This window comes from Lysinibacillus sp. NPDC096212 (genome assembly GCF_044763105.1).
GTDB lineage: Bacteria > Bacillota > Bacilli > Bacillales_A > Planococcaceae > Lysinibacillus.
The window spans coordinates 18,367-30,260 of the sequence record NZ_JBIWFQ010000044.1 but is presented as its reverse complement, the minus strand read 5'-3'; the positions used below and the strand labels follow the sequence as shown (position 1 = coordinate 30,260).

Annotated in this window: 13 protein-coding genes and 2 pseudogenes; 9 read left to right on the top strand and 6 right to left on the bottom strand. The window is 34.4% G+C overall.

The window, feature by feature from the left end:
- Nucleotides 1-168: 168 nt before the first annotated feature.
- From ACIQ7T_RS26375 to ACIQ7T_RS26345, 7 genes and pseudogenes are all read left to right on the top strand, one after another.
- A complete protein-coding gene (locus ACIQ7T_RS26375; RefSeq protein WP_370083488.1) occupies nt 169-288 on the top strand; it encodes a GNAT family N-acetyltransferase in 120 nt (39 codons plus the stop codon).
- A gap of 181 nt (nt 289-469) precedes the next feature.
- On the top strand, nt 470-868 hold the full coding sequence (locus tag ACIQ7T_RS26370; protein WP_370083490.1) for a cytidine deaminase family protein: 399 nt from the start codon (nt 470-472) through the stop codon (nt 866-868).
- A gap of 292 nt (nt 869-1,160) precedes the next feature.
- Nucleotides 1,161-1,547 carry an Rrf2 family transcriptional regulator gene (locus ACIQ7T_RS26365; RefSeq protein WP_402874854.1) on the top strand — a complete coding sequence of 129 codons (387 nt, stop codon included), beginning with the start codon at nt 1,161-1,163 and terminating at the stop codon, nt 1,545-1,547.
- Between the two features lie 264 nt (nt 1,548-1,811).
- Nucleotides 1,812-2,708: an NAD(P)/FAD-dependent oxidoreductase gene (locus ACIQ7T_RS26360; protein ID WP_402874851.1), complete on the top strand. Its 897-nt coding sequence runs from the start codon at nt 1,812-1,814 to the stop codon at nt 2,706-2,708.
- A gap of 112 nt (nt 2,709-2,820) precedes the next feature.
- Complete coding sequence (locus tag ACIQ7T_RS26355; protein WP_402874848.1) at nt 2,821-3,135, top strand: thioredoxin family protein; 315 nt, start codon at nt 2,821-2,823, stop codon at nt 3,133-3,135.
- Between the two features lie 20 nt (nt 3,136-3,155).
- On the top strand, nt 3,156-4,052 hold the full coding sequence (locus ACIQ7T_RS26350) for an NAD(P)/FAD-dependent oxidoreductase (protein ID WP_402874845.1): 897 nt from the start codon (nt 3,156-3,158) through the stop codon (nt 4,050-4,052).
- Nucleotides 4,053-4,642: 590 nt separating this feature from the next.
- Nucleotides 4,643-5,514: pseudogene (locus tag ACIQ7T_RS26345) on the top strand (transposase); the annotation flags it as partial.
- Between the two features lie 127 nt (nt 5,515-5,641).
- Here the strand turns inward: ACIQ7T_RS26345 and ACIQ7T_RS26340 are convergent.
- The 3 genes from ACIQ7T_RS26340 to ACIQ7T_RS26330 all read right to left on the bottom strand — a co-directional run bounded on the left by ACIQ7T_RS26340 (nt 5,642) and on the right by ACIQ7T_RS26330 (nt 7,279).
- Nucleotides 5,642-6,298 (bottom strand): GAP family protein, encoded by a 657-nt coding sequence (locus ACIQ7T_RS26340; RefSeq protein ID WP_370083500.1) that lies wholly within the window; start codon nt 6,296-6,298, stop codon nt 5,642-5,644.
- Between the two features lie 13 nt (nt 6,299-6,311).
- A complete protein-coding gene (locus ACIQ7T_RS26335) occupies nt 6,312-7,070 on the bottom strand; it encodes a MerR family transcriptional regulator (RefSeq protein WP_370083502.1) in 759 nt (252 codons plus the stop codon).
- Nucleotides 7,071-7,135: 65 nt separating this feature from the next.
- Entirely contained in the window at nt 7,136-7,279 is a 144-nt protein-coding gene (locus ACIQ7T_RS26330) for a hypothetical protein (RefSeq protein WP_370083504.1), read from the bottom strand.
- A gap of 179 nt (nt 7,280-7,458) precedes the next feature.
- On the opposite strand from ACIQ7T_RS26330, the gene ACIQ7T_RS26325 reads away from it, so the two are divergent.
- Nucleotides 7,459-8,127 carry a DUF4097 family beta strand repeat-containing protein gene (locus tag ACIQ7T_RS26325; RefSeq protein ID WP_370083506.1) on the top strand — a complete coding sequence of 223 codons (669 nt, stop codon included), beginning with the start codon at nt 7,459-7,461 and terminating at the stop codon, nt 8,125-8,127.
- Nucleotides 8,128-8,726: 599 nt separating this feature from the next.
- On the opposite strand, the gene ACIQ7T_RS26320 is transcribed toward ACIQ7T_RS26325, so the two are convergent.
- The 3 genes and pseudogenes from ACIQ7T_RS26320 to ACIQ7T_RS26310 all read right to left on the bottom strand — a co-directional run.
- On the bottom strand, nt 8,727-9,002 hold the full coding sequence (locus tag ACIQ7T_RS26320) for a gamma-type small acid-soluble spore protein (protein ID WP_370082536.1): 276 nt from the start codon (nt 9,000-9,002) through the stop codon (nt 8,727-8,729).
- Between the two features lie 293 nt (nt 9,003-9,295).
- The gene (locus ACIQ7T_RS26315) at nt 9,296-9,415 is read right to left on the bottom strand and encodes a YjcZ family sporulation protein (RefSeq protein ID WP_370082538.1); all 120 of its coding nucleotides are present in this window, start codon (nt 9,413-9,415) and stop codon (nt 9,296-9,298) included.
- A gap of 225 nt (nt 9,416-9,640) precedes the next feature.
- Nucleotides 9,641-9,712, bottom strand: a pseudogene (locus ACIQ7T_RS26310) (YjcZ family sporulation protein); the annotation flags it as partial.
- Nucleotides 9,713-9,886: 174 nt separating this feature from the next.
- On the opposite strand from ACIQ7T_RS26310, the gene ACIQ7T_RS26305 reads away from it, so the two are divergent.
- Entirely contained in the window at nt 9,887-11,419 is a 1,533-nt protein-coding gene (locus tag ACIQ7T_RS26305) for a thiol-activated cytolysin family protein (RefSeq protein WP_370082540.1), read from the top strand.
- The last annotated feature ends 475 nt before the right edge of the window (nt 11,420-11,894 follow it).

Here is an 11,894-nt window from a genome sequence, read left to right as displayed (position 1 = left end):
TATCTCCTATAGGAAATCCAACAGATTCCCCAGTTGTCCGGATCAACTGGAAATTCTATCGGAAAGAGCTCTTACTACTAATATACGAGGGGGAATGTGATTATGAACGAGAATAGCGATTGGATTTTTGCCTAACAAGGTAATTTCCGTAGAGGAGCTCCAAAAGTTTTGGGAAATGGAATGTACTTAAAGCTATACTTATTTGACTATAAATCAGAGAACGATGTATGCTATATTGCCAATGTTGTTGTTCATCCAGACCATCGAAGTAAAGATGTAGGAAAGTAGCTAATGCAGCGGGCACAGCATTTTTCTCAAGTAGGGCCAAATATTGATTGGCTAAGTTTATACGTTTCGGGTAAAAATCAATGGTCCAAGGTTTATACGAGAAATTTTCATTCCATACACATTTACAAGAAAAATAGTTTCGTCTGGTAATTTCATGTTTCTAGAAAAGGAGCCTATACTTATGAATTATAAAGAATTAAAAAAGATTGCAGCTGCGGTTACTTCACCTACAGAATTAAATGATTTTGTTCAGTACGGAAGTGTTGGTGCAGCGATTGAAACCGTAGATAGTAATATCTATACAGGGATTAGTATAGATACAGCTTGTTCCATGGGTTTTTGTGCAGAGCATGCGGCGGTCGCAGATATGTTGAAAAATGGCGAATATCAAATAAAAGCTTTTGTAGCAGTTGACTCGGAAGGAAATGCTGTTCCACCATGTGGACGCTGCCGTGAGTTGATCAGTCAGCTTTCAAAAGAAAATTTAGAAGCTGTTGTAGAGGTTGAAAATGACAGGTTTGTTTTATTGAAAGAGATTTTGCCGTATGACTGGAAAACCAATCGAGGTAGGGAATGGTAATTGGTCAAGTTTGAAACTTTATGTTTACTTGCTATCGATTTAAAAGTAAAAGCCTAGCAAAAAGTGCGCTTTCGGGGGAGAACACTATGTTGGTATCCTTCATGGACTGAATGCAGCGGATTTAACTTACTTTTCTTACTTGTTTAAACATAAAACACCCAGTTAGATAATTAATATCAAAAGGGCTGAAATAGTACATCCTTTTTCCAACATGAAGACACAAATATTGAAATAACTTAAATTCAATGCTATTATGGATATGTAAAGTCTTTTATTGGAGTGAATAACAGTAATGAAATATTCTAAAGCTACTAATTATGCACTACACACAATGCTTTTTCTCGCAAAGGAAACACCGGATAAACCAGTAGGTGTCCAACAATTAGCTGAAATGCAACATGTTTCTCCAACGTATTTGTCTAAAATCTTAACTAAGTTAGTAAAAGAGGGAATGATTAATTCTGCATCTGGTGCCAATGGTGGTTATACACTTAGTCAGAATTGGGAAGATATTTCATTTTTAGATATAATACATGCAATTGAAGGCAAATCGTCTTTGTTTGATTGTTGTTTATATAACGATCCTAAGTGTGTAATAAAAGAAGTAATGCTATCTGCAGAGGAAACACTAGAGAATGAGTTAAGAAACAGAAAAATATCGGATCTGGTGAAAAAATAGTTGTGGATTTAGTCCACCATTATTTTTTCGCACAATCAGAGATATAAAGAGTCTCTTAAGTCTGTAAATAAACTTAATGAACTTAGAAATTTTACACTCTAAGCTCTTGGTTTTGTACTTCTATAAATTTTCAAGTGATTATAGCTTAAAATCATTCTGTTTTAAACTTTAATTTGAGCTAGAATGCATGTTGTGATATACCGAAATGAAAATTTTTAACGAAACAATATGTACTCTAAACAACTTATGAAGGAGAGTTTCATGATGGAATTATTTGATTGTGCAATTATTGGTGCAGGTGGCGCTGGGCTAAATGCAAGTTTGATTTTAGGAAGGTCTCGAAAAAAAGTCGTTCTATTTGATAATGGAACAAATCGGAATCGCGTGACTCAGGAATCACATGGATTTCTTACACGTGATGGAATTAAACCTGCAGAGTTTAAAGAAATAGCTTTGAATGATGTAAAAAAATACCCATCAGTTCATTTTTATCAAAACACGGTTATGAATATAACAAAACAATCAAAGGGTTTGTTTAAAATTGAGACGTTAGAAGATCAAGAGTATGTTGCTGAGAGAATTATTTTGGCAACGGGTGTTCAAGAAGAATTCCCGCTGATTCCGGATATGAGAAATTACTATGGAAAAAGTTTATTCAGCTGCCCAACTTGTGATGGGTGGGAATTAAGAGATAAGCCTCTAATTATAATTTCAGAAGATGAAGAACAAACCCTGTTTAAAGGAAAACTTATCTATAACTGGTCAAAAGATTTAGTAATAGCCACAAATGGTCATGAACTTTCTAATTCGACATTGAATGAACTACAAAGAAAAGATATAACTGTTATTACTGAACCTATTCAACATTTAAAGGGTGTGGATGGTTATTTAAACAAAGTAGTGTTTAATTCAGGACTTGAAATCGAAAGAGTTGGAGGATTTATTGTACCTAATTTTGTGCGTCCAAACCGATTTGCAGAGCAGCTCGGTTGTCAACTAAATGAAAATGGTAGCATTGTTGTGGATGAAGCGGGGCGTACATTACAGGAAAATGTTTATGCAGCGGGGGAGACAGCTAAACTAGGTCAGTCTTCGTTAATAGTTGCTGCTGCTGAAGGATATAAAACCGCGATGGCAGTTGTTTTCGAAAGTACAATTTAAAAAATTTTAGATTAATTACAGATATTAAATGCCTTTAATGTTCATTGAAAGGGGGATAGAAGTTTTAGATTATATCTTTAAGATTTTGATTTCCGCGGAGGAGGAAAAAGTTATGTCAATTACTCATGTAACAACAAAGCAAGAATTAGGAGAACACTTAAAAACTGAAAAGATTGTGTTAATAAATTTTTGGGCGGAGTGGTGTAGCCCTTGTAAAATGTTCGGAATGGTTCTTAACCAACTCAATGAAGAACGCGGTGATAAGGTGGAAATTTTAAGGGTAAATGTTGATAAAAGCCCAGAACTTGCAGCGGAATACCAGGTACTAGGGATCCCTCATTCTCGTTTGATTATTCACAATAAATTACATGAACCAATTGTTGGATATATTCCTTTAGAAAATCTAAAGCAAATTATTGGAGTTTGATTTAAAATAGGAGGGAAAACATGGAGATTCTTGAGTGTGCAATTATTGGTGGAGGACCTGCAGGATTAAATGCAGCATTATTGCTAGGTAGAGCGAATCGTTTAGTAGCATTGTTTGATACAAATAATGACCACTTTGCATTCGAGCTTCAAGAGAGTATTTCCAGAAATGGAAATGCTGCTATCGAATTCATGCAAGTAGCAAAAGAAAAATTAAATCAATATCCTAATATTCATTCCATCGTTAGTCAAGATGTTAGGGTCATTAAACAATCAGACAATAAGCTTTTTAAAATTTATGCTGAAGATGGAGAGAGCTTTCTTGCTGAAAAAATCCTTCTGACAGATGGTGCTAAAATACAGACAGATATTCCCGACTTCGAGCAATATTACAATAAAAGTATTTTTAGATCTCCATATAGTTATGGTTGGGAGTTAAAGGATAAAAAGTTGATTTATATAAATGAAACAAGGGACGTTGCGCTAACGGCCAAAATAATTCACAATCTATCAAATGATTTAATCGTGGCAACAAACGGTAATGAAATAAAAGAAAATGAAAGAAGAGAGTTAGAAGAAAAGGGAATAAACGTAATTACTGAAAAAATTAAAGAAGTAAAAGGAGATAATGGGATTTTGAGGAGCGTAGTCTTTCAAAATGGAATAGAGGTAGAAAGAGAAGCGGGCTTTATTACACCGTCCAATTTCACAACAAATATAATTGGTCAAGGATTGACTTGTGATCTTGATGAGCACGGATTAATTGTTGTTGACCATTTTGGAAGAACTTCGGAAAAAAATGTTTATTCAGCTGGTGATGCTGCTCAGCCTGCGCCAACGGAAATCGTACTTTCAGAAGCAACAGGTATACAGGTAGCAATGACTATTAATTCAGATATTTCGATTGAAAAGTTTTAAATAGTAATGAACTATAAGTGCAATTTTGTAAGACATAGTAAAGAAGTTGCTTAAGGGGAGGATTCGTTTTGCCAACCAAGGATTTTTTTGTTGGCAAGATTTTTACTGCTCATTTCCCGAATATTAGCTATTCATTGTATCCCGAGCATTGGTAGATGCTTTCGAGTATGATAAGTAAGTGCCAATGCAATGCACTGTTTTAATTTCGTTGATTGGTATTTCATCATTTTCAGCAAATACAATCGCTCGATTACCTTATAGCTGAATAAACCTCTATAAACCTCATTTAACTGAAATTTTTTTCCGTTGAAGAGCAACAGTATAAAATGATTAAACTTTTTTATAAAAATTGAACAATACTTCACAAAGAAAGAATCCGTTTTGATGAGGGCACTGAAAAAGTCCATATCTTCTCACATTGCGAGGTATTCAACGATTAAATCGTTGAATACCTCGCTTTTATCATTTGGCACTGTGACTCTACTGTTGTTTTCCGAAGCATTCCGCTCGCTTTCTGCGGGCGATGCTTCTCCAAACAACGCAATGTATCAAACTATTATTTTAGTCACGCTTTCCTTGTGAAGAATCAATTAGCTTACTGTAAGGGAGTCATTTCAGTCATTGAAAAGGAACCACAAATTGCACAAATACCGGCTGTCAAAGAAAAGCTGAATGTCTTAAAAGAAGTCGTAGAAATTTTCAAGAACATCTAAATTACTCTTCTGATGCGGATGCGCGAAAAGGGCATAAGACGGTGGAATCTTCTTTCTTTGGGTACAAGACACATATCGCGATGAGTGATGAACGTATTATTACAGCGGCTGTCATTACAACAGGTGAAAAAAGTGATGGGAAATATCTTCAAGAATTAATTGAAAAAAGCACACAAGCAGGTATGAAAATTAATACAGTTATTGGAGACGCAGCTTACTCTGAAAAGGCAAATATCGAATATACTAAAGAAGAGAAAATCGCCCTTGTGGTAAAGTTGAATCCTATTCTTACACAAGGACCACGAAAAGAAGAAGACAAGTTTGAGTTTAATAAAGATGCTGGAATGTTTGTTTGTAAGGCTGGCCATCTCGCGACAAGAAAAGCACGTACGGGTAAAAAAGGAACGAGTAAGAGTCAAAGTCAGACATATTATTTTGATATTGAAAAATGCAAAGTATGTCCAATGAGAGAGGGCTGTTATAAAGAAGGCGCAAAAAGTAAAACGTATTCTGTCACAATTAAGTCGGATACACATGCCGAACAAGAGGCATTTCAAAATACGGAAGCATTTAAGTAATTAGCCGCAAATCGCTACAAAGTAGAAGCGAAGAATAGTGAATTAAAAAACGGACACGGGTACGATACGGCATCGACAGCGGGTCTATTTGGCATGGGAATTCAAGGTGCTACAACGATATTCGCTGTCAATTTGAAACGGATATTAAAGCTACTAAACGAAAATGAATAAGGAATAGAGACAGAAATAAGGTTCGCTTTTATGAAAACGTAAGTTTTTCAGTGCCCTCCGTTTTGATCAATCTTTTTTTCAAAACGGATTCTTTTTATTTATTTTTAAGGGGATTTTATTTAACGCCCTACAAGTAATCCAGGCTATTGAAAATTAGGATGATTCCAACAATACACATTATCCAAGAAAGGGCTGACCCTGTATTATTTGCTATTTTTACCCGAAGTTTTTTAAGAGGTTTTTGCATCCTCCAACCAAACAGGAGATAGAAGAGAAACAGCAAGAGAGAAGGCATCACCATGATAAAATTGTATCCAGCTAAAATAGAAGACCATTCCATCCATGATAGATTAGAAGTAGTCATTATTCCAATTGCTGCAAAATAAGGGAATGCCGTACCTACTTCAATTAATGAAGTAGTGAATCCAAGAGCTACAATTGAAAGAATGCTTTTTGATTTTGGAGAAGGCAGGTCTGAATTTTCCTTTGTTGGAACATAAAAACTTGCGATGAACAAAATTGCTCCAATAATAAAGACTATCCAGCTTACAATTCGATTTTGAAATACGCCAGAAATAATCTCAAGCAAAAAACCTAATCCTAACATGAGTGAAACTCCAACAGCAAAATAAAATCCTGCAACCGTCAATAAATAAATCAATAAACGTTTATTAAGTTTCTCTTTATCTGTTAAAAGTAAATATACCGTTACCCCTAATGTGGCAGGGCTTAACGTATCCAGTAAAGCCAAACCTCCTATCAGGAGAAGTAGTTCTGTACTCACTGTTCTTTCCCCCTTATTCCGGTTGAGGATTATTCTTTTCAGCTATAAAAACTACATATGCCTCGTTCAACAACTCAAGTACATCCTGATCAATCGGATATAATCCCAGTTTCTCTGACTGCTTTTGCGACATCCTTATTTCCCACAGCTTATCTAAAAATTCATCCTCACCATCAAATTCCTCTAAACGCTTTTCATCCATTCTTCTAATGATATTTTGAACTTTGGTTGATTTAGGACCGTCCTTAATATAACGCTTTAACTGACCTATCAGAGCAATCCATTCCAGTGAATCAGAACTGTCACTTGTCATATTGGGAACCTTTTTCCATAGCTTTATTTCTCTTTCTTTAAATATAGATTCTCGATAATTCTGCTGTATTTCTTTATCTTTACTGGATAATTGCATGATCTTCTGAATCGCAACCCAGTTTTCTTCACCTTCTATAGCTATTCCATGTATCAATTCCCGTAAAGACTGCTCTATTTTCTTTAAGTTTTCCTGTTCGTTTATGACAAAAGATAATTGACTCTTTAGACTATCCGACCAATCCCAATCACTAGAAGCGAGCATGTTTTGAATCTCATTTAAGCGAAATCCAATCTTTTTTAAAAATTGAATCTGCTGTAGTTTTTTTATTTCATTATTCGTATATAAACGATGACCACCTTCTGTTTTGGATGTTGGTTTTAATAATCCGATTTTATCGTAGTGACGCAGTGTTCTTACTGTAACACCTGTCAGCTCTGCCACTTTGTTAATGTGTATCAACTGATAAACCTACCTTCCTGTACGTTTATACCTTATTGTTAACAACTGTTTTATTCATTCCACTTTTATTCTTCTTTACTAGAAAGAGATTTAAGTAAGTACCCTGCTCCCAAGCCAATCAGTACACCAGGAAATGCATGATCCATAGCCAGTCCAATACCAGCACCTATAATGACACATCCATAAATAATTATATCTCCCTGTTTCATCTAATCCTCCTTATTTTTCTAATTTATTTAGATATTGCAAAAAGTAGTTACTTAACAGTATACAAAATGACGTAACGTAAGCTTCAAGGTTTTTTACCTTTATTAATTAATTTATAGAAACCTTGAAACTGACGAGGGGTCAGCTTCTATAATGGTATCCAAAGAGAGGAGTGGTGAATATGAAGAAATACTGTATAGTTATGTCGTTTATTCTTACTATAATGTTTTTAAGTGCCTGTGTGGGAGGGGAGGAAAGCGAAGACATTCAAATGGCTTCCCTTAAAGATATAGATAGCATTTATATAGAAAATGGAAGTGTCAATTTAGATGTAGTATCAGCGGATATAGAAGAATTGGAGGCCAACTTATTTTTATATGACAATGGTCCGGGAATTGTAATGGAAAAAGGGAAACGAAAATTAACGATTCGATTAAAAAATGATATAAGCCGTCTGTTTAAAATCGGGCGGATGCCTCATTTGGAAGTTCGAGTTCCTACTGAATTCAAAGGGGAAATCATTGTTAATGGCTCTTCTGGTAACGTCGTTGGAAAGAATCTGCAAACGCATGATCTCCAAGTTAATGGTAGCAGTGGTAGCGTAAAACTTGACTTCCTTGACTTTCATAGTGAGGTTCACGTTACTACAACAAGTGGAAAAGTGGACATTGCATTGAATGAGGATGAACCTAATGCCACGTTCCTTCTCAAATCTAACAGCGGAAGACGTTCAGTTGGCATTGTATTAAATGATAAACAACAAAGCAAAAAAGAAACAAAAGGAACGTCTGGGACTGGAGATTATGAAGTGCAGTTGGAAACCTCTTCAGGAAATATATCATTGAAATAAATACGGATACTTCTTCAAAGTTAATGCATAGTTAAATAACATGAGACCTTTGAATGAAGTGCGTTTTGTAGAGGACACTATAAGTGTAAGTGATAAATTTAAATGAAATTGATTTGACCTAGCTCCGAATGAGAAAGCCCATGCAGGGTGTAGCCCGTCGTCTTTAGACATGGGATGAAAGTTGAGGTCAGACAAGAGGTAGCTTTTACTTATCTTAATTGTCTGAAAGGGTGTTATACTCCATGTATAGATAAGTAAAAGTCTTTAAAACACGCTCGTTAATTGAAAATTGGATATTGTATAAAGTTCGATAGCCTAATACATGCTATTGGTAAAACAATATGAATTAAAAAATGTCTGCTAATGGTGGAAGCAGGCTATCCCGAAGCTAATGAGTATGTAAAAAACATTACAATATAAAAAAATAATAAATAATAAAACTTTACGGCGAGTTCGTTACGGATAGGCATTACAAAAATTTTATTTTAACCATACTAAAGTAAACAGAAAAATTAATATTCTTCGGGTTGATATAGGGATGATGAGAAAGATAGAAAAAAACGGGAAAAAAGGGTGCCGGTTGAGGATGATAATTTAACTTATTTTGTACCGTTTTCGTTTCCATATCGACCAGAAGCTTGTTTTTTGTTAGCTTCTGCTTGTTGGATTTGTTGTCTAATTTGATTAACATCAGTCTCATTCCCAAATTCTTGGTTCATCGAATTCATTGCTCCAGAAGCTTGTTTTTTGTTAGCCTCTGCTTGTTGGATTTGTTGTTTAATCTGATTAACATCAGTCTCATTCCCGAATTCTTGGTTCATCGAGTTCATTGCATTTGGGGTTTTTTTGTTAAAGTTTTGGTTGTTGTTATTCATGGATTTCTCCAAGCATTATTTAATAGCGGTATCATCTTTGATATATAACTTTCAACCATGGAGTTGTATTTAAAAGTAAAAGACTTAAACAATTAAAGATCATAATGAGAACTATAAACTTAGTCACATAAAGTTTGGCTTTTTATTATGTCTTGGGAGGTTGAGAATGATATTGAAAGAGGAAATATTAAAGGGTCACCGGAGGATTGTGACCCTTAGTACCGATTCGAAGGTGAAAGGTATAATTAGTATTACCTTACAATAGTTATGAGCATTATAGGCGGTGTTAGGTATTAATAACCTTTAGTCATGAAAGTAGCGCCTACAATAATTAAAAGAATGAATAGAACAACAATTAGCGCAAATGCTGAACCTGTGCCATAACCACTACCACTACCATAGTATTCAGACATAGTAATTTCCCTCCTCTCTATAATTTTATAATATGTAAAGTTTTCAAAAGGGATTGCGATATTTATCTACTTACAAAATTTAATTTTAAAAATAATTTTCAAATATTTTAATGATAAAGAGGTCACTCTTGTAAAAGTGACCCTTAAATAAGGTGATTTAAAGCTAAATAAGCTTTACCCATTATTCTCGCTATTTGTGATAGGTATTAACAATGGCTCTTTAGATTAATACAAGAAAGTAGCGCCGATAATAATTAAAAGAATAAATGGAACGACAATTAGAACGAATGATGAGCCACCATAATCTTAGATGTCACACAGTAATTGTTAAGTCTATAGTAGTTAAAATCGGAAATTAGAATATACTATTTTTACTATATATATACTCTTCGGCAAGTTGGGTATGAAACTAAACTACTGTATTTTAAAAATTAATTTCGTGGTATAATTTCCTAAAAAAGGAGTGGTTTTTTGGGAATTCGAAATTATTTTAAAGTAATAAAAATTCTAGTATGTTTATCTGTTAGTTTATGCATCATTAATTACCCGATTATTTCCTTTGCTGCAACACTTGATCCTAATGTAGCTAGTGAAAAAAGCAACTCTAATGACATTGATACTGGTATAGCAAACTTGAACTACAATAACAGAGAAGTTTTAGCGGTGAATGGTGACAAGGTTGATAGTTTTGTCCCAAAAGAAGGTATTAACTCAAATGATAAATTTATAGTGGTTGAACGTAACAAAAAATCACTTACAACTTCACCGGTAGATATTTCAATTATCGACTCTATGGCGAATCGTACATATCCAGGAGCATTACAACTTGCCAACAAAGCTTTTGTGGACAATCAACCTAGTTTATTGGTGGCCAAAAGAAAACCGCTAAATATTAGCATAGATTTACCTGGCATGAAAAGGGAAAATACTGTGACTGTGGAAAACCCAACATATGGTAATGTATCTGGAGCAGTAGATGAATTAGTATCTAATTGGAGTGAAAAATATTCAACAACCCATACTTTACCTGCAAGACTACAATATTCAGAATCTATGGTTTATAGCAAATCTCAAATAGCAAGCGCTCTGAATGTTAACGCCCAAGTTCTTGATAATTCTCTGGGAATTGACTTTAATGCAATTGCGAGTGGAGAGAAAAAAGTGATGGTTGCGGCATATAAACAAATATTTTATACCGTAAGTGCAGAACAACCTAACAATCCATCAGACCTTTTTGATGATAGTGTTTCTTTTGAAGAGTTAACTCGTAAAGGGGTAAGTAATAATGCTCCTCCCGTTATGGTATCAAATGTAGCGTATGGCAGAACAATTTATGTGAAATTAGAAACAAACTCTAAGAGTAAGGATGTACAAGCTGCTTTTAAAGCCTTACTGAAGGATGTCAATACTAATGTAGAAACTAGTGGACAGTACAAAGATATTTTTGAAGAAAGTTCCTTTACTGCTGTAGTATTAGGTGGAGATTCACAAAAGCATAACCAGGTTGTCTCAAAAGACTTTAATGATATTAGAAAAATAATTCAGGATAATGCAGAATTTAGTCTTAAAAATCCAGCATACCCAATATCCTATACAAGTGTTTTCTTAAAGGATAATTCAATTGCTGCTGTCCATAACAATACAGATTATATCGAGACGACAGCTACAGAATATTCTAAAGGCAAAATCATCCTTGATCATTATGGTGCATATGTTGCTCAATTTGAAGTAGCTTGGGATGAATTTTCATATGATGAAAACGGGAAAGAAGTACTAACCCATAAAACGTGGGATGGAAGCTGGAAAGACAAAACAGCTCATTTCTCTACAGTAATACCACTTCCGCCTAATTCAAAAAATATAAGAATTTATGCAAGAGAATGTACAGGTCTTGCATGGGAATGGTGGAGAACGATTATTGATGAATACAATGTTCCATTATCTAATGAAATAAATGTTTCAATTGGAGGAACTACATTATACCCAACAGGTAATATTAATTAGGTATAAACTTCCGCCCTGGAAAAACAAACGGCTGAGGCTCTTGTTACACAAGAACTTCCGCCGTTTTTATTTCCTCAAACATCTAGCCGGATTTATGAACACCAATGACTCTACCGAGTGCAATTCCACCATAATGGTAATCCCTTTTTTCTATGAACTGAATATGAATTTAATACTCGATTTATTATCAAAAGATTTACTCCGAGATATATTTAACCTTAAATGTTCAATAACTCTTGTTTAAATTTATTGAAACTAAAGCTTACAAAATTATAAGTTTCATGTAACCAAATTTAATTGTTAAAACTAAAATTGTGTTTTAAAATTGCTATTGTTGAAAATAATGAGGTATTCTTATGGTTTAAAATCCCCCGTAAATGTTAGTTGAAAAACGCATATGCGGAGGTTTTTTACGAAAGGTGATTTACACTAGTAGGGAGAAATGTACTAGCTGTCTGCAATTATATTTTACAAC